Origin of the sequence: Dactylosporangium sp. CA-152071 (genome assembly GCF_050936335.1) — a bacterium.
Lineage (GTDB): Bacteria > Actinomycetota > Actinomycetes > Mycobacteriales > Micromonosporaceae > Dactylosporangium > Dactylosporangium maewongense.
In genome coordinates this window covers 3,295,828-3,317,707 of the sequence record NZ_JBNJMZ010000001.1, presented here as the reverse complement: position 1 = coordinate 3,317,707, position 21,880 = coordinate 3,295,828, and the positions used below count along the sequence as shown (strand labels likewise).

The window sequence follows — 21,880 nt, the reverse complement described above, 5'->3', positions numbered from 1 at the left end:
CGATACGTCCCCGCCCGCCGGACATGTGCGCCCCATCACCGTCACTTGGCGGCGCCACCGGGAAGCCGAGCGACAATCGTGGAGTGGAACAGTTGAGCAGGCTCGTCGAAGGCGGTGGCGTGGTCGTCCTCAGCGGCGCCGGGCTGTCGACGGAGTCGGGCATTCCGGACTATCGCGGTCCGAGCGGGCTGCAGCGAAACGCGTCGCCGATGACGTTCCAGACGTTCACCGGCGACCCGGTGGCCCGGCGGCGCTACTGGGCGCGCAGCTACCTGGGCTGGCGCACGATCGCGGAGGCGTCGCCCAACGACGGGCACCGCGCGGTCGCCCGGCTGCAGCGCGGCGGCCTGGTCACGGGGATCGTCACGCAGAACGTCGACGGCCTGCACCAGGCCGGCGGCGCGGATCCGGTCATCGAGCTGCACGGCGGCCTGGACCGGGTGGTCTGCCTCGACTGCGGCGACGTGACCGCCCGCACGACCCTCGACGGGCGGCTGCGCGGCGCGAACCCGGCCTATGCGCAGGCCGGCGGGGACATCAACCCCGACGGCGACGTCGACCTGACCGACGAGCAGGCGGCGGACTTCGTCACGGTCGGCTGCGAGGACTGCGGCGGCATGCTCAAGCCCGACGTCGTGTTCTTCGGCGAGCAGGTGCCGATGCCGCGCGTGGAGGCGGCGTTCGCGCTCGTGGAGCGGGCGGCGGCGCTGCTGGTGCTCGGCTCGTCGCTCACCGTCCTGTCCGGGCGGCGCTTCGTGATCCGGGCCGCGAAGCTGGGCGTGCCGATCGCCATCGTGAACCAGGGGCCGACGAAGAGCGACGACCTGGCAGCTGTACTGGTGGACGCCCCGCTCGGCAAGACCCTGACGCACCTGGCCGAGCTGGCCGCCTGACCCCTCGTACTGACGCCGCGACGACGATCAGGAGGGCGACCACACCGCCGGCCGGCGTTCAGCGCGACCTTGATCCGGGCGATCGGGTGCAACACCGGACAAAGTCTGCGCGCGGTGCACTGACCCCCGACGGCCGGCGGGCCTTCGGGGGTCGATGTGCGCGTGCGGAGACGGTTATGGGGTGACGGGGGGATCTGACCGGTGTGGCGGGCGCCAGGTCCACACGCCTCCGGCGACGCCGACGGCGCAGATCGCCAGGACGGTGCCCGCGACGCTGGTGGCGGCCAGGCCCACGACGACGCCGAGGACTCCGGCGACGGCGATGGTGACCGCGGTGATGCGACGGGGTGTGACGCGGCGGGTCATCGCCCGGTTGAACCCGTTGACGAACCGCGTGTCATTGCGCAGTGCGGCTTCGATGTCCGCGAGCCGCTGCTGCTCGCTCTCGCTGAGCATGATGCTCAACCTCCTCCGACGGGCCTGCCCGGTGCGCGACGTGTACCCGCTCCGCTCGATGGTCACACACTTCGGCGGGTTTAGGGTCGGTCGATCGGCGCCAGTGAGAAACTCCCAGCCTGCGGGGTTGCTGCCTGAACAGGCAAATGCCCCATTTGTCACTTCTGGCGACCTGCGAGCTGATGTCCGGTGTGCGATTCTCTACGGCGAACACGTCAGGCATCGGGGAGGACGATCGTGGATCCGTCGCAGCAGTGGCAGCACCCGCAGCAGGGGCAGCAGCCGCAGTACCCGCAGCCGGGTCCGCAGTACCCGCCGCAGGGGCAGCAGCCGCAGTACCCGCCGCAGCAGTACCCGCAACACACGACGCAGTTCCCTCAGCAGCCTCAGCAGCCGCAGCAGCCGTCGTACCCGCAGCAGCAGCCGCAGTACCCGAACCAGCCGTACTCGGCGCAGCCGTACAACATCGCGCCCAACTCCGCCGCGCCGTACAGCGGACCGCCCGCCAACCCGTATGCGGCGCCCGGCCCATACGTGACGCCGACGCCGCTGCCCGCCCCGCCGCGGTCGCGCAGCAACCGGCTCGTGCCGATCCTCGCGATCGGCGGGGTCCTGGTCGTCGTGCTGGTGGTCGCGATCGTCGTCGTCGCGCTGAACCAGGACAAGAAGCCCGCGGCCGGACCCACGGTCGCGGCGTCGGCGTCCCAGTCGGGCCCGGTCGACGCCTGCCTGGTCGGCAAGTGGAACCAGACCAGCTACCAGAAGTTCGTCGACCTGGGCGGCACCGACATCGACAAGCGCGAGGGCATCGGCAAGGTCAAGATGACCGGCGGCGGCAAGCAGTGGACGATCAACGCCGACGGCACCGCGGTCGAGGACGACACCAAGACCGTGTACAGCGGCAAGGACGACAAGGGCCGCACGATCAACGCCACGTTCTCCGGCAAGACCGACTGGCAGGTCAAGACGGTCGACCGGAAGATCGAGTTCGCCGGCAAGGAGAGCACGTCGTCGGTCGTCATCTCGGTCGACGGCCGCAAGGCCGGCACGATCAACCTCGAGCCCAACCTCGACCCCGTGACGTACACCTGCGTCTCCGACGTGTGGCGCACGCAGGGCGAGTCCGACGACACGTTCGCCCGCTACGACAAGGTCAAGTGATCTGACACCTGGCTGAGACCCCTCGATTGGCGATGCCCGTCGAGGGGTACAGCGACCAGCATGACCTGGATCGCGCAAGTGTCCGACCGTGCCAGGGCGCGGCTGACGACGGCCCGCCGCACCGGCGTGGTCCCCGAGTTCCGCCGCGAGGTCCCGGACCGCGACGTCCTGGTCGTCGACCAGCGTTCCACAGTGGACGACGGCATCCCGCACGGCGTCCGCGTCGCCGGCGCGTGGGCGTGGCGGATCGTGTTGTTCATCCTCGCGGCGTACCTCCTGCTGCGGCTGATCGGCGCGCTGCGGCTGATGGTGATCCCGGTCGTCGTCGCCCTGCTGCTCGCGGCCCTGCTGGAGCCCGCCGCCGCCGCGCTGCGCAAGCGTGGCGTGCACCGCTCGCTCGCCGCCGGGATCGTGCTCGTCGCCGGGCTCGTCATCGTCTTCGGCGGGCTCGGCGTCATCGTGCAGACGTTCATCGCCCAGTTCGACAGCCTCTCCGAACAGGTCGCCGGGGGCGTCAACGAGATCCGTGACTGGCTCGCCCGCGGCCCGCTGCACGTGTCGAAGGAGCAGGTCGACAGCGCCATGGCCGGGTTCGGCGACCAGCTGAAGACCAACCGGGGCGCGCTCACCTCCGGGGCGCTGACCACCGCCACCACGCTCGGCGAGGTCCTCACCGGCTTCTTCGTGGTGCTGTTCACGCTGTTCTTCTTCCTGCGCGACGGCGGGCAGATCTGGGAGTTCCTGTGCCGCCTGCTGCCCCGCCCCGCGCGGCTGCCCGCGGCCCGCGCCGGGCACTACTCGTGGTTCACGCTGGTGTCGTACGTGCGGGCGACGGTCCTCGTCGCGTTCGTCGACGCCGTCGGCATCGGGATCGGGCTGGCGATCCTGCGCATCCCCCTCGCGCTGCCGCTCGCGGCGCTGGTGTTCCTCGGCGCGTTCATCCCCGTCGTCGGCGCGACCCTGTCCGGCGCGGTCGCCGTGCTCGTCGCCCTCGTCACCAAGGACCCGCTGCACGCGCTGCTGGTCCTCGCCATCGTCATCGCCGTGCAGCAGCTCGAAGGGCACGTGCTGCAGCCGCTCATCATGGGCCGCGCCGTCTCCCTGCACCCCCTCGCGGTGATCCTCGCGATCACCACCGGGGTGGTCGCCGCCGGCATCGTCGGCGGGCTCGTCGCGGTGCCGCTGCTGGCGGTCGGCAACACCGCCATCCGGTACCTCGTCGCCCATCCCGACGGCGAGCCGACACCGGACAAGGAGCCACCGGGCACCGAGCCCTCCGACGAGTCCGACGGCGGCCCGATCGCGTCCGAGCCGGCCGAGCCCACCCCGCCCCCGCCGGGCGAGGACCTGCCGGACGCGGAAACCTCCGGGAGCACCCGCTCGCGCGAGTAGGGTTGGTCCCGCACCGACCACCCAGGAGGAGCTGACATGCCGCTGACCGGACAGTACGCACCGGGCGCCGCGGACTGGGCCAACGAGCAGGCCCAGCTGTTCGAGCGGACCAACGGCGCCGAGGGCAACACGCTGCGCGGCCGGCCGATCATCCTGCTCACCACGCTCGGCGCCAAGACCGGAAAGATCCGCAAGAACCCGCTGATGCGGATCGAGCACGACGGGGAGTACGCGGTCGTCGCTTCCGCCGGCGGCCAGCCGAAGCACCCCGTCTGGTATCACAACCTCGTCTCGCACCCGCGGGTGGAGCTGCAGGACGGCCCGGTCCGCAAGGACTACACCGCCCGGCTCGTCACCGGCGACGAGCGTGCCGCCTGGTGGAAGCGCGCCAACGAGACCTGGCCCGACTACGACAGCTACCAGACCAAGACCGACCGGGAGATCCCCGTCTTCGTGCTCACCCCCGTGAGCTGACTTGACCGACCCCGCCGCCGGTCCCTCCCGGCAGCATCCGGTGCTGCTCGCGCTGCTGGCCATGCAGCGTCACTCGTGGGAGCAGGGCGTCGCCTCGCACGCCCTGCTCGACCTCGGCCACACGGACCTGGCGCGGCTGCTCGCCCTCGACGCGGTCGTGCACCAGAGTCCCGACGGCCGCCTCGGCACGGTGGGGGAGGAGTCCGGCTCCGTCAACGGCGCCGCCTGCGGCGAGGCCCTCATCGGCCGGCCCGCCCCGGACGACCCGGCGGCGGGCGCGCGGGCGGTGGCGGCGCACCCGGCGCTGGCGGCGCAGCTCGACTGGTTGCTGGCGCGGGCGCCGCGGGCCGCGGACGGCACGCTCTTCCACGTGATCGGCTCCCGGGAGGTGTTGGCCGACACGGTCTACATGGTGGTGCCGCTGCTCGCCGCGGCCGGCCACCCCGGCGAGGCCGTCCGGCAGGTCGCCGGCCATCGTGAGCGCCTGTGCAGCGGCGGCCTGTACGCGGCCCGCTGGGACGAGGACACCGCCGCCCTCACCGGGCCGGAGCACTGGGGCACCGGCAGCGGCTGGGTCGCCGCCGGCATCGCCCGGGCGCTGCGCCACGACCCGTCGCTGGAGCCCGCCCTGGCCGGCCACGCCCGGGAGATCGTCGACGCGTGCCTGGCGCTGCGCCGCCCCGACGGCCTGTTCGGCAACGTCCTGGACGACCCCGCGTCGTTCCCGGAGGCGAACGTCGCGCAGATGCTCGCGTACACCACCTGCACCGGCGTCGCGGACGGCTGGCTCCCGCCGTCCTACGCGGCCGTGGGCCGGTCGCTGATCGCCGCGGTCGCGCCGCTGGTCACCCCGGACGGCCTGGTCACGGGCGTGTGCGGCGCCCCCGTGTTCGACCGCCCCGGCACCTCCGCCGAGGCGCAGTCCTTCTACCTGATGGCTCAGGCCGCGGCGGCCCGCCTTCCCGTCTGACACCCCCGGGCCGGCGGCCCGGTCACCCGTCTGACGGCCCCTCGGCGAGGGCGTCGGTGGCGTGGCGGCCGGCGGTGGTGGCGCGGTCGAGGAACTCGGCGAGCAGCGCCAGCTGCGCCTCGTCGTAGCCGGCGCACAGGTCGTCCATGGCCTCGTTCATCCCCGCGTACAGGCCGAAGATCTCCGCGTTGCGCTCCTTCAGCGCACGGACCCGCACCGCACGGCGGTCGGCGGGGTCGCGTTCGCGGGTGATCCAGCCGGCGCGCTCCAGGCGGTCCAGGACGCCGGTCATCGTCGCCGGGTGCTGGCCGGCGCGGCGGGCGAGGGCACTGGGGCTCATCGGGCCGTGCCGGTTGATCAGGTCGAGACAGTCGAAGTCGGCGTCCTTGACCCCGAGCCGCCCGCCGACCTGGTGGTTCAGCAGCGACAGCTGGATCGACAGCTCCCGCAGCGACTCCTTGATCGCGGTCGTGGAGCGCCGCCGCTGCCGGTTGTCACGCGACTGTGATACGGAACTCATACCATCTCGATCCCGGATCCAAATATTATGAGATCCATACGATATTGGTTGTCGATGACACGATACCCGGGAGGGACCCTCATGATCCTCATTACCGGCGCGACCGGCGCCATCGGCCGGCACCTGCTGCGGACGCTGACCGACGCGGGTGAGCCCGTCCGTGCCGTCACCCGCGGCGCCCCGCTGCCCGGCGCCGACTGCGTCCGCACCGTCCGCGACGGCCTCGCGGGCGCCACCGGACTGTTCCTGCACCCGCGGGTCGCCGGTGAGGACGCGCCGGAGATCCTTGCCGCCGCGCGCGCCGCCGGGGTCCGCAGGGTCGTCGCGCTCACCGCGATGAACGTCGGCGACCCCGAGGACCAGCAGCCGTCGCGGTACGCCGGCGACCGCAACAAGGAGCTCGACCTCGCCACCCGGGGCAGCGGCATGGCCTGGACGTGCCTGCGCCCCGCCGCGTTCGCCGGCAACACCGCCCGCGCGTTCGGGCCGCAGGTCCGGGCGGGCGCGACGGTGCGGTACCCGTTCCGCGCCTTCGAGGAGTCCCTCGTCGACGAGCGCGACATCGCCGAGGTCGCGGCGCGGGCGCTGCGCGACGACACCCTGGCCGGGCGGGTGCTGGAGCTGACGGGCCCGCAGTCGCTGACGCACGGGGAGCAGGTCGCGACCATCGGCGCGGTCCTGCGCCGCCCGCTGACCTTCGAGGAGGTGCCGGCCCAGGTCGCCGCGTGGCGGCTGACGGTCGCCGGCCTGCCGGAGCGGTTCGCCGGGGCGCTCATGGAGCGTTACGAGCGCCACCTCGCCGCCCCGCAGCACCCGCCGACCGGCGTGGTGGACGAGGTGCTCGGCCGCCCCGCGACCCCGTTCGCGACGTGGGTCGCCGACCACGCGGACGCGTTCTGACATGAGCGCCGCATACGTCACGGTCGCCCTGGTCACGGCCGCGGCGAACCTGTTCTCCGGCACCTGTGCGGTGCTGCGCTTCAGGCCGATCCTGCCGGGCATGGCGGCCGCGGGCGTGCCGGTGTCGTGGCTGACGTTCCCGATCGGCGTGCTGAAGCTCGCCGGAGCCGCGGGGCTGCTCGCCGGTCTCGCCGGTCCCGCGGTGCTGGGCACCGCCGCGGCCGCGGGCCTCGTGCTGTTCTTCGTCTGCGCCGTGTACACGCACCTGCGGGCCGCCGACCTGTCCGCCCAGTTCGCCCTGGCGATCGGCTTCCTCGCCCTCGCCGCGACGACCCTGGCACTCGACCCGACCCTGCACGTCGGCTAGCACCCCGCGCGTCGGCCGGCCCGGCTGCGTGGTGGCCTGAGCCCTGCGCGTCGACCGGCCCCGGCCGCGTGGCGGCCCGAGCCTGCGTATCGGCCAGCCCCCGGCCGGGCGGCGACCCGACCCTGCGCCGGGTCAGAGCCGGGGGTTCTGGCGGCCCGAGGCCGCGTGGCGGACAGGGCTCGGCCGCGCGGCGACCCAGGCCGTACATCGGGAGCAGGCGGATGCGGGGCGGCACAAGCCGCGCGTCGGTGAGGGCGCACCCAGCGGAGCGGCGGCGCGCACCGGCGTGCGGCGGGTGTCAGCGGATGCGGCCGCGGCGGGTGGCGAGGAAGGCCTCGATGCGGCGCTGGTTGCGGCCGCCGCTGCTGAGGCCGCGGCGGGCCTTGTTGTAGAGCCAGATGCCTCCGCCGACCACGGCCGCGCCGACGATGAGGTAGAACGCGACGCTCATGAGCACCTTGAACAGCCAGATGGCGAGCGCGCCGACGACGAACAGCCCGACGATGACGGCGGCGGCCGCTGCGAGGAATCGACCCATGCCTCCAATGTGCGCCCGCCGGGGCGGTGCGCGCATCGGGGATGTCACCGAATTATGCGGCGAGGGCGGCGTAGTGGCCGTCGGCCTGGAGGAGGGTGGTGTGGGTGCCGCGCTCGACGACGCGGCCGTGGTCGACGACGAGGATCTGGTCGGCGGCGCGGACGGTGGAGAGGCGGTGGGCGATGGTGATCGTGGTGCGGCCCTCGGCGAGGGTGTCGAAGGCGCGCTGGACGGCGCGCTCGGTCTCGGTGTCCAGGGCGCTGGTGGCCTCGTCGAGCACGAGGATGCGCGGGTCGCGCAGCAGGGTGCGGGCGATCGCGATGCGCTGCTGCTCGCCGCCGGAGAAGCGGTAGCCGCGGGAGCCGACCATGGTGTCGTAGCCGTCGGGGAGGCGGGTGATGAGGTCGTGGATCTGCGCGGCCTTCGCCGCCTCGACGACCTCGAGGTCGGTGGCGCCGGGCTTCGCGTAGCGCAGGTTCTCGCGGATGGTGGTGTGCAGCAGGTACGTCTCCTGGCTGACGACGCCGACGACCGCCGCGAGGTCGGCGAGGCGGACGTCGCGCAGGTCGACGCCGTCGATGGTGATCCGGCCGCCGGTGGGGTCGTGCAGGCGGGCGATGAGCGACGCGATCGTGCTCTTGCCGGAGCCGGTCTCGCCGACGAGGGCGAGGGAGGTGCCGGCGGGCACGTCGAGGCTGACCCCGGCGACGGCGGCGGCGTCGCTGCCCGGGTACGTGAAGGTGACGTCCTCGAAGCGCAGGTGGCCGCGGGTGCTGGCGCGGGGCAGCGGCACCGGGTCGGCGGGGTCGTCGACCTCGACGGGCAGGTCGAGGTATTCGAAGATCCGCGCGAAGAGCGCCAGGCTGCTGGTGATGGAGACGCTGACCCCGAGCAGGCCCATGAGCGGCCGGAAGAGCGCGGACTGCAGCGCGGTGAACGCGACCAGCGTGCCGATGCTCAGCGAGCCGGCGGTCAGCGGCAGGCCGGCGCTGAGGTAGATGACGGCGGGGATCGCCGCGAAGATGATGTTCATGGACGCCATCCGCCAGCGGCCGGCGAGCTCGGAGCGCAGCTCCAGGTCGATGAGCCGGGTCGAGGAGGCGGTGAACCGGTCCACGACGGCGGCGCCGGCGCCCATGGTCTTGCTGAGGCGCACGCCGCTGACGGAGAGGCCTTCCTCGATGGTGACGTTGAGGTCGGCGAGCTCCCGCTGGCGCTGCGCGGTGATGTCGCGGCGCATCCCGGCGACCTTGCGGGTCACGTAGACCGCAGGGGGCAGCACGATGAGGGAGACCAGCGACAGCCGCCACGACAGCGCGGCCATGGCGACCGCGGTGGCGACGGTGGTGGTCAGGTTGGACGCGACCGAGGTCGCGGTCGAGGTGACGACGCTCTGCATGCCGCCGATGTCGTTGGTGATGCGGGACTGCACCTCGCCGGTGCGGGTGCGGGTGAAGAACCCGACGGACTGGCGCTGCAGATGGGTGAACACGTCGGTGCGCAGCCGGTGCATGACCTGCTGGCCGACCTTGGTCGAGATCCAGGTCTGCACGACGCCGAGCGCGGAGGTGACGGCGGCGACGCCGACCATGCCGGCGACGAGCCAGGCGAGCAGCGTGGTGTCGCGCCGGGGGAGCGCGACGTCGATGACCTCGCGGAGCAGGAACGGGGTCGCCCCGCCGAGCGCGGAGGAGACGACGATGATGGCGACGACCGTGGCGAGGGGGCCGCGGTGCGCGGTGAAGAGGCGGCCGATGCGGGTCAGGGAGACGTTCTTGGCGCGGGCCTTGTCAGCGGTGCTGATCTCGCGCGGCGGCCGGGTCCGGTGCTGGGGTTCCAAGGGGGCTCGCTTTCTTTCGGGTAATGGTGAGGTTACCTCACTATGAGGCAGCAACACCAACCCCTGCTACCGTATTCCCGTGAAAGATGCCGACCGGTCCGGTGACGAGAGTCTCGCCGAGGTGTTCTGGAGCGTGGCCCGCCGCCTGCGGCACATGACGCACGAGACCCTCGAGCCGATCGGGATCACGCCCGGGCAGTCGCGCGCGGTGGCGGTGCTCATGCGGCACGGCGTCATGCGCCTGAGCGAGCTGTCCGACCACCTGCGGATCGCGCCGCGCTCGACCACCGAGGTCGTCGACGGGCTGCAGGAGCGCGGCCTGGTCGAGCGGCGCCCCGACCCGGCGGACCGGCGCGCCACCCTGGTCGCGCTCACCGACGCCGGGCAGGCGACCGCCGAGGCGATCCGCGCCGCCCGGCACGCCGAGGCCGAGCGCTTCTTCGCCGGCCTCGACGCCGAGGACCGCGAGACCCTCGGGCGGATCCTCAGGACGCTGAGGCCCTAGCCAGGAACAGGCTCCGCTCGCGCTCGTTGCGGGTCAGGGCCGCCGCCCGGGCGAACTCGGCCCGGGCCTCCTCGTGGCGGCCGAGGCGCTCGAGCAGGTCGCCGCGGGCCGCCGGCAGGTAGGGGTAGTTCGCCAGGGCGCCGTCGAGCTCGTCGAGCAGGGCCAGCCCCGCCGACGGGCCGGAGGCCATGCCGACCGCGACGGCGAGGTTCAGCCGTACCACGGCGGACGGCGCGACGTGAGCGAGCAGCCGGTACAGGGCGACGATGCGGTCCCAGTCGGTGTCCGCGGGGCGCGGCGCCCTGGCGTGGCAGGCGGCGATCGCGGCCTGCAGCCCGTAGGGCCCGAGCGTGCCGAGGGTCTCCGCCGCCGACAGCGCCGCCAGCCCGCGGCGGATCAGCAGCCGGTCCCACCGCCGCCGGTCCTGGTCCATGAGCAGCACCGGCGAGCCGTCCGCCGCCGTCCTCGCCGGGATCCGGGCGGCCTGCAGCTCCATGAGGGCGCACAGCCCGTGCACCTCCGGCTCCGACGGCAGCAGCCCGGCCATGACCCGGCCGAGCCGGATCGCCTCCTCGCACAGCTGCGGGCGGGCCCAGTCGTCGCCGGCGGACGCCGAGTAGCCCTCGTTGAAGATCAGGTAGATCACGCCGAGGGCGGCGGTCAGGCGGGCCGGCAGCTCCGCGGGGGCGGGCAGCTCGAACGCGACGCCGGTGAGGGCCCGCTTGGCCCGCAGGATCCGCTGCGACACGGTCGCCTCGGTGGTCAGGAAGGAGCGGGCGATGGCGGCGGTACTGAGCCCGCCCAGCGTCCGCAGGATCAGCGCCACCTGCGACTCGGTGGTCAGCGCCGGGTGGCAGGCGGTCAGGATGAGGCGGAGCAGGTCGTCGCGCACGTGGTCGTCGACGTCGGGCTCCTCGTCGAGGGTCACGTCGGTGACGCCGATGACGGCGAGCTTGCGGTCGTGGTTGGCGCGGCGCCGCAGCGCGTCGACGGCGCGGTGCTTCGCCGTCGCCATCAGCCACGGGCCGGGGTCGTCGGGCACGCCGCGCACCGGCCACTGCTCCAGGGCGATGACCAGCGCGTCCTGGGCGAGCTCCTCGGCGAGGCCGACGTCGCGCACGATCCTGGCCAGCCCGGCGACGAGCCGGGCCGACTCGATCCGGAAGACCGCCTCGACCGTGTCGCGAACGTCCATGACCGCCGATTATGCGGCAGACGCCGTCGTCAGCGGCGCCATGGGTTCGAGCCGCGGCGTGAACGTGACCGCACGGTTGCGTCCGCGGAGCTTCGCCGCGTACATGGCGACGTCCGCGTGGCGCATCAGGTCGCCGGCCCCGGTGCCGCCCACGGCGATCCCGACGCTCGCCCCGACGGTGACCGTGGCGGCCGGATCGGGGCTGCCGCCGCCCGCCCCGGTGATGACCGTGGTGCCGTGACCGGGCATGGGGCCGGGTATGGGGACGGGGACGCCGACGGCGGCGATCACGGCCGCCGCCAGGTCCTCGGCGGCGGCCGGCGGGACGAGCAGCGCGAACTCGTCGCCGCCCAGCCTCGCCACGACCTCGTCGCCGGCGCATCCGGCGAGCCGCGCCGCGATCGTGGCGAGGACCCGGTCGCCGGCCTCGTGGCCGTGGGTGTCGTTGACGGGCTTGAAGCCGTCGAGGTCCACGTACAGCAGCGCCACCGGCCGGCCCGTCTCCAGCCGCCGCTCCAGGGTGTCCAGCAGCAGCGCCCGGTTGGGCAGGCCGGTCAGCGGGTCGTGGTAGGCGCGGTGGCGCAGGTCGTCGACGAGCTCCGCGAGGCGCCGGTTGAGCAGCCGGTTGTCGCGCAGCGCGAGGACCTGCCGGACCAGGATCAGCACCGTCATCAGGATCATGAGCAGGAACAGCACGCCGTCGACGCGGCCGCCGCGCAGCGCGAGCTCGCCGACGCCCACGCACAGCGCCGCCCCGAACGGCAGGTACGGCAGGTGGTCCCAGGTCCGCTCCTCGGTGACCATGGAGACGGTGCCGTCGATCTCGTCGGCCCGGGGCGCGCCGATCCCGACGATCGCGAAGCCGAGGAACCAGCCGAGGTCGGTGAGGCCGCCGGGCCGGTACGTGCCGGCGAACACCTGCGAGGCGTAGGCGGTGTCGGCGGCGAACACGGTCAGCAGCCCGGCCGCCGCGATCGCCACCGAACGGCGGCGGGGTCCGCGGGTCTCGTACAGCATCAGCAGGGTGATGCTGCCGATGAGCACGTCGCCGAGCGGGTACGTGGCGGCGCTGAACGCGGCCGTCCCGCCGTCGCTCGCCCGGTACAGCGGCCCGAGCGCGACGGCCCAGCTGATGAAGCACAGGCTGGTGGCCATGATGAGCCCGTCGAGGACGGCGCGGACCGAGCCGAGGCGGCGGGTCGCCGCCATCCACGCCGCGCCGGCCGCCATCAGCAGCATCGCCGTGTTGAACGTCGCCGTCGCCAGTTGCGGCGCGTCGGCCAGCCACGCCAGCTGACCGCCGGACCAGACCATGAACCCGGCGGCGAGCAGCCGCAGCCCGATCCGCATCCGCCCGCGCGCCGGCACCGCCGACTGGAGCCAGCGCAGCCCGACACCGAAGGTCATCACGCACGTCGCCCAGCCGGTGTACGAGGCACCGGGGTGCTGGAGCACGACGACGAGCAGGGCGGCGGTGAGGACGGCGACGACCACGGTCTCACGCGAACGCATGCGCCACACCTCCCGTCGCGTCACCGGTCCGACGCTGTCCTATCGGCGCGGCGGGCCGGAACCGCGCGAAACGTGGCACGGTTCATATCCGTACCATCGACCGGGGTGAGCGGGACGGATGATCCACCTCCCGGACGCACCCGGACGCACCCGGACGCACCCAGACACTCGGAACGGTGACGCCGGGACCGGCCGGACGGCTGGCCGCGGACGCCCGGCCGACCCGCGGATCCCGTCCGTTGGGCCGCGTCGCGGCGGCACCCCGGTGTGGGACGCTGCGGCCGTGCAGCGCAACGTCCCGAACTGGCTGGCCCTGCCGGGGGCCCTGGCGTTCGTCGTGTCGCTGGCCAGCTACCTGCAGGTGGCCAGGATCGAGGGCCCGCAGCTGGACGACCGCGACATCGAGGTGTACGTGCAGGCCGGCGCCGCGTTCCGGCACCACGCGCACGTCTACGACCTGGCGTTCACCGCCGGGCACTGGCCGTTCACCTACCCGCCGGTGACGCTGCTCGCCTTCGACGCGCTGTCCCGGCTCGGCAGCGCCCACGCCCTCGTCGCGCTCAACGCGCTGACCGTCGCCTCGCTCGTCGGGGTCTGCCTGCTCAGCCTCCGGATGGCCGGGCTGCGCGGCGGGCCCGGCGTCGCCGGCGCCGCGCTCGCCCTCGCCGCCGGCGCCCTGTGGCTGGAGCCCGTCCAGGCGAACCTCAACGACGGCCAGATCAACATGATCCTGGTGCTGCTCGTCCTCGCCGACTTCGCGCTGCCGGACGGGCACCGGCTGCGGGGTGTGGCCGTCGGGGTGGCGACCGCGGCCAAGCTCGTGCCCGGGATCTTCATCGTGTACCTGCTGGTCACCCGCCGGTTCCGGGCCGCCGCGACGGCCACCGGGACGTTCACCGCGCTGACGCTGCTCGGCTTCGCCACCGACGGGCGCGACTCGGCCCAGTACTGGTTCACCGGCATGTTCGCCAGCTCCGGCCGGGTCACGCAGGACAGCGCGCTCGGGGGGTCGCTGGACCAGTCGCTGCACACCCTCGCCGAACGCTGGACCGGCTCGACCGCCGTCTACTACGCCCTGGCCGCCGTCGTCGGGGTCCTCGGGTTCGCCGTCGCCCGCACCGCCCACCTCCGCGGCGAGGAGCTGGCCGGCGTCGCCTGCACCGCGCTCACCGGCCTGCTCGTCTCGCCGGTGTCGTGGACGTACCACTACGCCTGGATCGTGCCGGTGCTGGTCGCGACCGCCGCCGTCGTGGCGCAGGTCCCCGCCCGGCTGCGTTGGCTCGCCGCGGGGCTGCCCGGGCTGCTCGCGATGGCCTTCCTCGCCTGGCCGATGCAGGGCCGCGGCGACCGGATCGCCGCCCCGCGCGGCCTGCTGTGGCATCTGCCCGACATCGAGGACCCCGCGACCTGGCACGGCGTGCAACGGCTGGTCGGCGACACGTACACCCTGGTCAGCGTCGCTCTGCTGGTCCTCGCGGCGGTGTGGTTGCGGCTGGGGAAAACCGCTGTCGGGGCGCCGGCGGGCGTGGCAGGTTCGACCGTGTGAATCAGCCCAGTCGCGCCCTCTCGGCAGCCTCCGAATACCTGCACCTGAACCGCGCCCAGTGGGACGAGCGGGCCCCCGCCCACGCCGCGTCGCCCGGCTACTCCCGGCAGCGGTTCCTCGACGACCCCGCCTTCCTCAGCGACGTCGTCCGCTTCGACCTGCCGCGGCTCGGCGACATCCGCGGCCTGCGCGCCGTGCACCTGCAGTGCCACATCGGCACCGACACGCTGTCGCTGCACCGCCTCGGCGCGGCGGTCACCGGCCTCGACTTCTCCGGCGCGTCGCTCGCCGAGGCCCGCGCCCTGGCCGCCGCGACCGGGGCGGACGTCGGTTACGTCGAGGCCGACGTGTACGACGCGCCGCGGGTGCTCGAACCGGGCGCCTTCGACCTCGTGTACACCGGCATCGGCGCGCTCTGCTGGCTCCCGGACGTCCGCCGCTGGGCCGGGGTCGTCGCCGCGCTGCTGAAGCCCGGCGGCCGGCTGTTCATCCGCGAGGGCCACCCGATGCTGTGGGCCGTCGACGAGACCCGCCCCGACGGTCTCCTCGCGATCGACCAGGCGTACTTCGAACGGGAGGACCCCCTCGTGTGGGACGAGGACGGCACCTACGTCGAGACCGACACCGTCTTCCAGAACACGACCACCCACCAGTGGAACCACGGCCTCGGCGAGATCGTCACCGCCGTCATGGACGCCGGCCTGGACCTCACCATGCTGCGGGAGCACGACAGCGCGCCGTGGGACGCCCTGCCCGGCCGCACCACCGCCGACGAGCACGGCGAACACCGCCTCACCGACCGGCCGTGGCGGCTGCCGCAGACGTACACCCTCCAGGCCCGGAAACGGTGACGCTCTAGAATCTGGGCTTCACCAGTCGTCGTTCCCCGGGAGTGCCGCGTGTCCGCTTCGCCGTCGTCCGAGGCCGTTTCCGAGGCTGCCCGCGCCGCCCGGGCCGCCGCGCCGTCACTCGCCGCGGCGCCGGCCAAGACGATCGACGAGGCGCTGCGCGGCATGGCCCGCCGCCTCGGCGGCGGCGCCCGCGAGGCGATCCTCGCCGCCAACCAGGAGGACCAGGCGGCGGCGCGGGCCGGCGGGATGAGCGGCGGGCTGCTGGACCGGCTGAAGCTCGACGAGGCCCGGCTGACCGCGATGGCGGCCCAGCTCGACATCCTCGCCGGGGTCGAGGCCGAGCCGGCGCAGCGCACCATCCGCACCCTCGACGGCGGCCTGGTCCTGCAGGAGTGGCGCCGGCCCGTCGGGGTCATCGGCGCAAACTACGAGGCCCGTCCGAACGTGACCGTCGACGTCGCGTCGCAGCTGGTCAAGTCGCAGAACGCGGGGGTGCTGCGGACCGGCTCCGCGGCCCTGGCGTCCGCGGTCGCGCTCATGGACGCCGTCGTCGCGCCCGCCCTCGCCGAGGCCGGCCTCGACCCCGCCGCCGTGCAGCTGGTGCGGGCGAAGGGCCGCGACAGCGCCGAGGCGCTCGTGTCGCAGCCCGGCCTCATCCCGCTCGTCATCCTCCGGGGCAGCGGCGACAGCACCCGCAGCCTCGCCGAGCGCGCCGCCCTGCACGGCGTGCGCACCCTCGCCCACGCCGACGGCGGCGGCGTCCTCTACCTCGACGAGGCCGCCGACCCGGCCAAGGCGGCCGCGCTCATCGACGCGGGCCTCGACCGGCTCGGCGTGTGCAACCGGCTCAACCTGCTGCTGGTCCACCAGACGATCTGGGACGCGACCGTCCCCGGCGTCGTCGACGCGCTCGCCGCCCGCACCCCGGCGATCGCCGCGTCGCTGCCGCCGCACAGCCACGCCCTCGGCTACGAGTGGGCCCTCGACTCCGCCGGCGAGGCGACCGTCACGATCGCCCCGGTCTCCGGCGTCCAGGAGGCGGCCCGCATCGCCAACGACGAGACGTCCGGGCTGGCGGCGGGGATCGTCACCGAATCCACCGCCGCCGCACGGGAGTTCCTCGCCGCCTACGCCGGCACCGGCGCCTTCTGGAACGCGACCACCCGCCTCCTCGACGGGTTCAAGCTCCTCGCGCTGCCGGAGACGGGCATCAACATCGACCGGGTGCCGGGGCCGCGCGGTCCGGTGACCTTCCGCGACCTGTCGCTGCGCCAGTACGTGGTCGTGCCCGCCGACCGGGCGGGCGACGTCAGCGCGTGAGCGGCCAGCGGAGCGTCTCGGGCCTCAGGACGTGGCGGCGGTGATCGTCGCGACCTCGGACGGGGTCAGCGCGACCGACGCCGCCGCCACGTTCGACTCCAGGTGCGCCACCGACCCCGTCCCCGGGATCGGCAGCATCGCCGGCGACCGGGCGAGCAGCCACGCGAGCACGAGCTGCCGGGTCGTGATGCCGTACCGCGCGGCGATCTCCTCCACCGCCGTCACCCCGTCGAGGTTCTGGATCGGCGCCCACGGCAGGAACACGATGCTCTCCTGCTCGCACAGGTCGACCAGCGACTCGGAGCCGCGGTCGTCGACGTTGTAGCGGTTCTGGATCGAGACGACGGGGGTCAGCCGCTGCGCTACCCGCAGCTGCTCCTCCGTCACGTTCGACAGGCCGATGTGGCGGATCTTGCCGGCGTCCTTGAGCTCGACCAGCGCGCCGACCGAGTCCTCGAACGGCACGTTCGGGTCCGGCCGGTGGAACTGGTACAGCGGGATCTGCTCCAGCCGGAGCTTCCGGAGGCTCCCGTCGAGCGCGCGGCGCAGGTGCGCGGGGTCGCCGTTCGACGTCCACTCGCCGGGCCCCGGCCGCTCCAGGCCGCCCTTCGTGGCGATCACGAGGTCGTCGGCGTAGGGGTGCAGCGCCTCCGCGATCAGCTCCTCGCTCACGTCGGGCCCGTAGGAGTCGGCGGTGTCGATGAAGTTGACGCCGAGCTCCACGGCGCGGCGCAGCACCGCCACCGCGTCGGCGCGGCTCGGCGGGTCGCCCCAGATGCCGGTGCCGGTGACGCGCATGGCGCCGAAGCCGAGCCGGTTGACGGTCAGGTCACCGCCGAGGTCGATGGTCCCGGCCGCCGCCGCGGCGTGCACGCTGGTCTGCTCTGACATGCGGATGGCTCTCCTCAGAACGGTATGGCAGGCAACCGTCCAAACGTAGCGCTGTGGCGGAGTACGGCTGGATTAGCGCGGAGAGGTATGGGTAAGGTGACCCTCCTCACGCCAACCGCTGGGAGTCACGCCGACCGCTGGGAGTGATGTCATGAACGCACAGGACCCGACCGGGGTGGATCCCGACAGCCCCGAGGGCCAGGCCAGGGCGGCCGCGCGGCGCGAGTACGAACAGGCGCAGAGCCGCGCCGTGCACGAGCAGCGCGGCGGGCGCATCGACGACGGCGCGGTCGACTCGACCGGCCAGCTGGTCCGCGAGCCGCGCCGGGCGACTCAGCTCGACGAAGACATCTGAGCCAGGCGGGTCTCGCGCTTCACCGCGTACATGCGGGCGTCGGCGCGCCGCAGCAGCGCTTCCGCGGCCCGCGGGTCGCCGTCGACGACGCCGACGCTCGCCCGCACCAGCAGCCGGTGGCCCTGCACGGGCACCGGCACGTCCAGCAGGTCCAGGAACCTGCGGGCGACGGCCTCGGCGGCCCGCGCGCCGGAGCCCGGCAGCAGCACCGCGAACTCGTCGCCGCCGATGCGGGCCGCCGTCCCGTCGGCCGGCACGCTGGCGGCGAGCCGCTCCGCGACCGCCACGAGCACCGCGTCCCCGGCGTGGTGCCCGTGGGTGTCGTTGATCATCTTGAAGTCGTCGAGGTCGACGAGGAGCACCGCCGCGACCGTGTTGCCGGCCGTGTTGCCTGCCGTGTTGTCGGGGGAGGGCGCCGCCGCGGCGGCGAGCCGCGCGTCGAACAGCGCCCGGTTCGCCAGGCCCGTCAGTCCGTCGTGGGTCGCCTGGTGCCGCAGCTCGTCCTGCAGCAGCCGGGCCTGCGTGGCGTCGCGGGCGTTGCTGACGTAGCCGCCGACGCTCGGCAGGTGCAGCAGGTTGCGGCTCACGACGTCCAGCCACCGCCACGAGCCGTCGGCGTGCGCGTACCGCACCTGGTAGCTCACCGACGCGTTCGGGGCGGCCCGCAGCGTGTCCATCGCCGCCGCGAACGCCGGCAGGTCGTCGGGGTGCACGTGCGACATGACGGTCGTGCCGAGCACCGCCGCGGGTGACTTGCCCAGCAGGCGCTCCGTCGCCGGGGTCACGTAGGTGAGCGCGCCGGTGGCGTCGACGACCGAGGTGATGTCGGTCGAGTGGGCCAGCAGCGACCGGAAGCGTTCCTGCTGCGCGCCGAGCTCCGCGAGCAGCGCCGCGTTCTCCCGGAACGCCAGCAGCTGCCGGGTCACGACCAGGACGGTGGTCGCGGCGAGACCGCCGAGCAGCAGCCACACGTCGGGGCCGAGCCCGTCGCGCAGCACGACCGGCAGCGCCGCGAAGAGCCCGGCGAGGGTCGTGTACGGCAGCAGGCTGTAGGGCCGCCGGGTCCGCTGCGTGGACCGCTGGTCCAGCCGCACCGAGTGCTCCTGCAGCCGCGGCGCGACGGCGAGCAGCAGCGCCGGCAGCACCTGCGCTGCCAGCAGCAGCCGCAGGTGCCGGCCGTCGGCGGTGACGAGCGATCCGACGAACCCCTGGATCACGGCCGCGGCCACCATCGGCGCCGCCGCCAGCACGCTCAGCGGCGCGTTGCCGCTGAGCACCACCTTCACCGCCGCGAACCCGGCGAACGCGATGATCACGGTGCCGAGCAGCAGCGCGACCGGGGAGCCGCCGGCCTGCGGCAGGAGCAGCAGCCAGATGAGCACCACGGCGCCGATCATCACCGACCCGGCGTCCAGCCAGAACCGCGGCGTCGTCAGGGGCGCCGGGTGGCTGAGCATGACCCAGATGAGCCAGCCGGCACCGGCGAGGATCGCCACGGCCTGGAACGAGTTCGGCACCGCCGCCGCCGGCCCCGGGTGCGTCCACGCGACGACGGTCTGGCTGAGGTCGCCGGCGACGAAGAACACCGCGGCGTTCGCCGCCTGCCGCCAGAACCGGCGCGCGTCCCCCGGCAGCTGTGGCAGCGCCGCGACCCGCCGCGCGAACACCCAGATCAGCAGGTCGGACACCGGCAGCACGGTCCAGAACAGCCGGACCCCGCCGGCGCCGGTCAGCAGGCAGCCGACGACGACCACCGCGGCCGCGGCGATCGCGAGCAGGACACGGTCGCGCCGCAGGTGCCCGATCACGGGGTCAGCGCCGGATTGAGACGCAGGAACGCGGCCTCGACGTGCGCGACCGGCCCCGGCTTGGCGAAGTGGTAGCCCTGCGCGAGCCGGCAGCCGAGGTCGTGCAGCAGCCGCGCCTGCTCCTGGGTCTCGATGCCCTCCGCGATCGCGGGCAGCTGCCGGCTGGTGCCCAGCTGCAGCACCGCGCGGGTGAACGCGTGGTCGCCGCCCGCGGCGTCGGCGGGGTCCGCCGGCACGAACGACCGGTCGATCTTCAGGATGTCGACGGGCAGCTGGGTGAGGTACGACAGCGACGAGTACCCGGTGCCGAAGTCGTCGATCGCGACCCGGATCCCGTGCTCGCGCAGCCCGTCGAGGGCGGCGAGCAGCGGCGCCGCGTCGTCGGCGACACCGACGAACACCGACTCGGTGATCTCCAGGACGAGCGCGGACGCCGGCAGCCCGGTCCGGGCGAGGGTCCGCAGCACCTGCTCGGCGAAGCCGGGCTCGGCGAGCTGCCGCACCGACACGTTCACCGTCAGCGACGCGCCGTGCCGGTCGTGCCACGCCTTCGCGTCCCGGCACGCCTGGTCCAGGACCCACGCGCCGATCGGCACGATCATCCCGGTCTCCTCGGCGACGGGGATGAAGTCCAGCGGCGGCACCGGCCCGCCCGCCGGCGTCCAGCGCAGCAGCGCCTCGACCGCCACGATCCGCGCCGACGGCAGCTCCACCACCGGCTGGTAGTGCACGGCCAGCTCGCCGCGGTCGATCGCGTGCCGCAGCCCGGCGCTGATGCGGGTGAACGTCTCGCGGGCCGTGCGCAGCTCCGGCCGGTACACGCTGACCCGGTCCCGCCCGGAGCGCTTCGCCGCCCGCAGCGCCAGCTCGGCGTCGGCCACCGCGTCGCGGGGCGCGGCCTTCGCCGCGAGGTGCACCAGCCCGAGGCTCGCCGTCAGATGCACCGTCCGCCCGCCGACGGTGAGCGGCGCCTTGAGCTCCGCCCGCAGGTGCTCGGCGAGGTGCGCGGCCCGCAGCTGCTCGACGTCCTCGACGAACAGCGCGAACTCGTCGCCGCCGAGCCGCGCGAGCGTGTCCGAGGGCGCGGCGAGCTGCCGCAGGAGGGCGGTGACCGCGACGAGGACCTCGTCGCCGAAGGCGTGCCCGTGCGCGTCGTTGACGTCGGTGAACCGGTCCAGGTCCAGCAGGATCAGCGCGTGCCGGCCCTGCTCGGCCCGGGTCAGCGCCCACTCCATCCGCTGGGTCAGCAGCGCCCGGTTGGCCAGGCCGGTCGTCGGGTCGTGCAGGGCGCCGTGCCGCAGCTGGTGCTCCAGCGCCTCGCGCTCCACCAGCGCGTCGGACAGCTCCCGCCCGCGCCGCTCCAGCTCGCCCGCGTGCGCGTCGAGCTCGCCGGAGCGCCGCTGCGCGACCCTGGCCAGGCCGCCGAGGCGCAGCACCAGCAGCAGCGACAGGGCGGCGGACAGCAGCGCCGGCACGTACAGGTGGTCGTTGCCGGCGGTGCCCCGCTGCACGACGAACGCGACCGGCCCGATCACCGCGGCGCCGGCGAACATGAGGATCCGGGGGTGGGAGGCCACCTCGGAGTCCACCTGCGGCTGCCGCTCCTGCGTCTGCCGCTCCTGCGGTTGCTTTTCCGGCCGGTGCCGCGGCAGGGCGGCGAGGCCCAGCGCCAGGTACGACAGCAGCCACAGCACGTTGTCCAGCAGCGCCACCGACCGGGTCGCGCCGGTCGCGGCGTGCGCGAAGAAGATGAAGTTCGCCGCCAGCAGCAGGCCCAGGGTCAGCAGCACGAGCCGGTTCGCCGGGTCGCGCATCGCGCCGGCGAACAGCACCCGCACCCCGGCCGCGAACAGCACCAGGTCGCACACCGGGTACAGCAGCGCCAGCGCCGTCGCGCCCGGCCCGCCCGGGTCGGCGTGGTGCAGGTACGGGTGCAGCAGCATCATCCAGTCGACGAGCGCCAGCCCGGCCGCGATGATCGACGCGTCCAGCAGGGCGGTGCGGGCCCGCCCGCCCGCCGCGCGGATCAGGCCGGCGATCAGCAGGCCATAGGACGCCAGGTAGCCGATGTCGTTCCAGGACGGGAACGGGACCGTGCCCTTGCTCAGCCCTTCGGCGCCCCATGCCAGGTCGGCGCCGAGCCGGACCGCGAACCCGGCCGCGACCAGCCGCCACGGCCCGCGTGCCCGGGCGCGCTCCCGCCACATGCGCGCGAGCAGGGGCGACGCGCACACGAGCGAGGTGAGCAGCCAGATCACCCGCCCGAGCCGGCCGTCGGTCACCGCCGATGCGGCGATCCCGGCCGCACCGGCGGTGAGCAGCGCCCATCTCGTCGTGTGCACGCGCGCCTCCGCTCGGTGATCGGGTTACGTCGAGTGCACCCGCG

At 74.0% G+C, this 21,880-nt stretch carries 21 protein-coding genes; 12 read left to right on the top strand and 9 right to left on the bottom strand.

Features of this window, described 5'->3' with window-relative positions; genetic code table 11:
* Window positions 1–23 precede the first annotated feature (23 nt).
* The gene (locus ACQEVZ_RS14775; protein WP_433376755.1) at window positions 24–893 is read left to right on the top strand and encodes an NAD-dependent protein deacetylase; all 870 of its coding nucleotides are present in this window, start codon (window positions 24–26) and stop codon (window positions 891–893) included.
* A 174-nt stretch (window positions 894–1,067) separates the two neighbouring features.
* Here the strand turns inward: ACQEVZ_RS14775 and ACQEVZ_RS14770 are convergent, their stop codons facing one another.
* Complete coding sequence (locus tag ACQEVZ_RS14770) at window positions 1,068–1,349, bottom strand: DUF3040 domain-containing protein (protein ID WP_344502679.1); 282 nt, start codon at window positions 1,347–1,349, stop codon at window positions 1,068–1,070.
* A 237-nt stretch (window positions 1,350–1,586) separates the two neighbouring features.
* On the opposite strand from ACQEVZ_RS14770, the gene ACQEVZ_RS14765 reads away from it, so the two are divergent.
* The 4 genes from ACQEVZ_RS14765 to ACQEVZ_RS14750 are packed head-to-tail and all read left to right on the top strand — an operon-like array spanning window position 1,587 to window position 5,346.
* Complete coding sequence (locus tag ACQEVZ_RS14765; RefSeq protein ID WP_433366555.1) at window positions 1,587–2,510, top strand: hypothetical protein; 924 nt, start codon at window positions 1,587–1,589, stop codon at window positions 2,508–2,510.
* 60 nt (window positions 2,511–2,570) lie between these two features.
* Window positions 2,571–3,902: an AI-2E family transporter gene (locus tag ACQEVZ_RS14760; RefSeq protein WP_433366552.1), complete on the top strand. Its 1,332-nt coding sequence runs from the start codon at window positions 2,571–2,573 to the stop codon at window positions 3,900–3,902.
* Window positions 3,903–3,938: 36 nt separating this feature from the next.
* On the top strand, window positions 3,939–4,376 hold the full coding sequence (locus ACQEVZ_RS14755) for a nitroreductase family deazaflavin-dependent oxidoreductase (RefSeq protein ID WP_433366550.1): 438 nt from the start codon (window positions 3,939–3,941) through the stop codon (window positions 4,374–4,376).
* 1 nt (window position 4,377) lies between these two features.
* Window positions 4,378–5,346 carry a glycoside hydrolase family 88 protein gene (locus ACQEVZ_RS14750; RefSeq protein ID WP_433366547.1) on the top strand — a complete coding sequence of 323 codons (969 nt, stop codon included), beginning with the start codon at window positions 4,378–4,380 and terminating at the stop codon, window positions 5,344–5,346.
* Window positions 5,347–5,368: 22 nt separating this feature from the next.
* Here ACQEVZ_RS14750 and ACQEVZ_RS14745 read toward each other — a convergent pair whose 3' ends face one another.
* Window positions 5,369–5,866, bottom strand: a complete 498-nt coding sequence (locus ACQEVZ_RS14745; RefSeq protein WP_344502673.1) for a MarR family transcriptional regulator — start codon at window positions 5,864–5,866, stop codon at window positions 5,369–5,371.
* A gap of 81 nt (window positions 5,867–5,947) precedes the next feature.
* Between ACQEVZ_RS14745 and ACQEVZ_RS14740 the strand changes: the two genes are divergently transcribed.
* Both ACQEVZ_RS14740 and ACQEVZ_RS14735 read left to right on the top strand, forming a co-directional pair.
* Window positions 5,948–6,766, top strand: a complete 819-nt coding sequence (locus ACQEVZ_RS14740; RefSeq protein WP_433366544.1) for an NAD(P)H-binding protein — start codon at window positions 5,948–5,950, stop codon at window positions 6,764–6,766.
* A 1-nt stretch (window position 6,767) separates the two neighbouring features.
* The gene (locus ACQEVZ_RS14735; protein ID WP_433366541.1) at window positions 6,768–7,133 is read left to right on the top strand and encodes a DoxX family protein; all 366 of its coding nucleotides are present in this window, start codon (window positions 6,768–6,770) and stop codon (window positions 7,131–7,133) included.
* Between the two features lie 298 nt (window positions 7,134–7,431).
* Here the strand turns inward: ACQEVZ_RS14735 and ACQEVZ_RS14730 are convergent, their stop codons facing one another.
* Both ACQEVZ_RS14730 and ACQEVZ_RS14725 read right to left on the bottom strand, forming a co-directional pair.
* Window positions 7,432–7,671 (bottom strand): hypothetical protein, encoded by a 240-nt coding sequence (locus ACQEVZ_RS14730; protein WP_344502670.1) that lies wholly within the window; start codon window positions 7,669–7,671, stop codon window positions 7,432–7,434.
* A 52-nt stretch (window positions 7,672–7,723) separates the two neighbouring features.
* A complete protein-coding gene (locus ACQEVZ_RS14725) occupies window positions 7,724–9,511 on the bottom strand; it encodes an ABC transporter ATP-binding protein (RefSeq protein ID WP_433366537.1) in 1,788 nt (595 codons plus the stop codon).
* A 154-nt stretch (window positions 9,512–9,665) separates the two neighbouring features.
* On the opposite strand from ACQEVZ_RS14725, the gene ACQEVZ_RS14720 reads away from it, so the two are divergent.
* Window positions 9,666–10,016: a MarR family winged helix-turn-helix transcriptional regulator gene (locus ACQEVZ_RS14720; protein ID WP_344502806.1), complete on the top strand. Its 351-nt coding sequence runs from the start codon at window positions 9,666–9,668 to the stop codon at window positions 10,014–10,016.
* On the opposite strand, the gene ACQEVZ_RS14715 is transcribed toward ACQEVZ_RS14720, so the two are convergent.
* Window positions 9,997–11,211 carry an RNA polymerase sigma factor gene (locus ACQEVZ_RS14715; protein WP_344502668.1) on the bottom strand — a complete coding sequence of 405 codons (1,215 nt, stop codon included), beginning with the start codon at window positions 11,209–11,211 and terminating at the stop codon, window positions 9,997–9,999. The genes ACQEVZ_RS14720 and ACQEVZ_RS14715 overlap by 20 nt on opposite strands.
* A 9-nt stretch (window positions 11,212–11,220) precedes the next feature.
* Complete coding sequence (locus ACQEVZ_RS14710) at window positions 11,221–12,723, bottom strand: diguanylate cyclase domain-containing protein (RefSeq protein WP_433366534.1); 1,503 nt, start codon at window positions 12,721–12,723, stop codon at window positions 11,221–11,223.
* Between the two features lie 283 nt (window positions 12,724–13,006).
* Here ACQEVZ_RS14710 and ACQEVZ_RS14705 point away from each other — a divergent pair, with 283 nt between their 5' ends.
* From ACQEVZ_RS14705 to ACQEVZ_RS14695, 3 genes are read left to right on the top strand one after another with little or no spacing between them, the layout of a single operon-like run.
* Complete coding sequence (locus ACQEVZ_RS14705; protein WP_433366531.1) at window positions 13,007–14,269, top strand: glycosyltransferase 87 family protein; 1,263 nt, start codon at window positions 13,007–13,009, stop codon at window positions 14,267–14,269.
* Window positions 14,266–15,120 carry a class I SAM-dependent methyltransferase gene (locus ACQEVZ_RS14700; protein WP_433366528.1) on the top strand — a complete coding sequence of 285 codons (855 nt, stop codon included), beginning with the start codon at window positions 14,266–14,268 and terminating at the stop codon, window positions 15,118–15,120. Before ACQEVZ_RS14705 ends, ACQEVZ_RS14700 begins: the two co-directional genes overlap by 4 nt.
* Before the next feature lie 48 nt (window positions 15,121–15,168).
* Window positions 15,169–16,440, top strand: a complete 1,272-nt coding sequence (locus ACQEVZ_RS14695) for an aldehyde dehydrogenase family protein (RefSeq protein WP_433366525.1) — start codon at window positions 15,169–15,171, stop codon at window positions 16,438–16,440.
* 24 nt (window positions 16,441–16,464) lie between these two features.
* Here ACQEVZ_RS14695 and ACQEVZ_RS14690 read toward each other — a convergent pair whose 3' ends face one another.
* Window positions 16,465–17,331: an aldo/keto reductase gene (locus tag ACQEVZ_RS14690; protein ID WP_433366522.1), complete on the bottom strand. Its 867-nt coding sequence runs from the start codon at window positions 17,329–17,331 to the stop codon at window positions 16,465–16,467.
* Between the two features lie 151 nt (window positions 17,332–17,482).
* On the opposite strand from ACQEVZ_RS14690, the gene ACQEVZ_RS14685 reads away from it, so the two are divergent.
* The gene (locus ACQEVZ_RS14685) at window positions 17,483–17,686 is read left to right on the top strand and encodes a hypothetical protein (protein ID WP_344502661.1); all 204 of its coding nucleotides are present in this window, start codon (window positions 17,483–17,485) and stop codon (window positions 17,684–17,686) included.
* Here ACQEVZ_RS14685 and ACQEVZ_RS14680 read toward each other — a convergent pair.
* Complete coding sequence (locus tag ACQEVZ_RS14680; protein WP_433366518.1) at window positions 17,665–19,494, bottom strand: diguanylate cyclase domain-containing protein; 1,830 nt, start codon at window positions 19,492–19,494, stop codon at window positions 17,665–17,667. The two genes, ACQEVZ_RS14685 and ACQEVZ_RS14680, sit on opposite strands and share 22 nt — an antisense overlap.
* The gene (locus tag ACQEVZ_RS14675) at window positions 19,491–21,836 is read right to left on the bottom strand and encodes a putative bifunctional diguanylate cyclase/phosphodiesterase (protein ID WP_433366515.1); all 2,346 of its coding nucleotides are present in this window, start codon (window positions 21,834–21,836) and stop codon (window positions 19,491–19,493) included. Before ACQEVZ_RS14675 ends, ACQEVZ_RS14680 begins: the two co-directional genes overlap by 4 nt.
* Window positions 21,837–21,880 lie beyond the last annotated feature (44 nt).

Excerpts from the sequence above, each read along its gene's own strand:
- ACQEVZ_RS14775 (WP_433376755.1), top strand. The coding sequence starts at position 24 with ATGTGCGCCCCATCACCGTCACTTGGCGGCGCCACCGGGAAGCCGAGC.
- ACQEVZ_RS14770 (WP_344502679.1), bottom strand. The coding sequence starts at position 1,349 with ATGCTCAGCGAGAGCGAGCAGCAGCGGCTCGCGGACATCGAAGCCGCA.
- ACQEVZ_RS14760 (WP_433366552.1), top strand. The coding sequence starts at position 2,571 with ATGACCTGGATCGCGCAAGTGTCCGACCGTGCCAGGGCGCGGCTGACG.
- ACQEVZ_RS14755 (WP_433366550.1), top strand. The coding sequence starts at position 3,939 with ATGCCGCTGACCGGACAGTACGCACCGGGCGCCGCGGACTGGGCCAAC.
- ACQEVZ_RS14745 (WP_344502673.1), bottom strand. The coding sequence starts at position 5,866 with ATGAGTTCCGTATCACAGTCGCGTGACAACCGGCAGCGGCGGCGCTCC.
- ACQEVZ_RS14740 (WP_433366544.1), top strand. The coding sequence starts at position 5,948 with ATGATCCTCATTACCGGCGCGACCGGCGCCATCGGCCGGCACCTGCTG.
- ACQEVZ_RS14735 (WP_433366541.1), top strand. The coding sequence starts at position 6,768 with ATGAGCGCCGCATACGTCACGGTCGCCCTGGTCACGGCCGCGGCGAAC.
- ACQEVZ_RS14730 (WP_344502670.1), bottom strand. The coding sequence starts at position 7,671 with ATGGGTCGATTCCTCGCAGCGGCCGCCGCCGTCATCGTCGGGCTGTTC.
- ACQEVZ_RS14720 (WP_344502806.1), top strand. The coding sequence starts at position 9,666 with ATGACGCACGAGACCCTCGAGCCGATCGGGATCACGCCCGGGCAGTCG.
- ACQEVZ_RS14715 (WP_344502668.1), bottom strand. The coding sequence starts at position 11,211 with ATGGACGTTCGCGACACGGTCGAGGCGGTCTTCCGGATCGAGTCGGCC.
- ACQEVZ_RS14710 (WP_433366534.1), bottom strand. The coding sequence starts at position 12,723 with ATGCGTTCGCGTGAGACCGTGGTCGTCGCCGTCCTCACCGCCGCCCTG.
- ACQEVZ_RS14690 (WP_433366522.1), bottom strand. The coding sequence starts at position 17,331 with ATGTCAGAGCAGACCAGCGTGCACGCCGCGGCGGCGGCCGGGACCATC.
- ACQEVZ_RS14685 (WP_344502661.1), top strand. The coding sequence starts at position 17,483 with ATGAACGCACAGGACCCGACCGGGGTGGATCCCGACAGCCCCGAGGGC.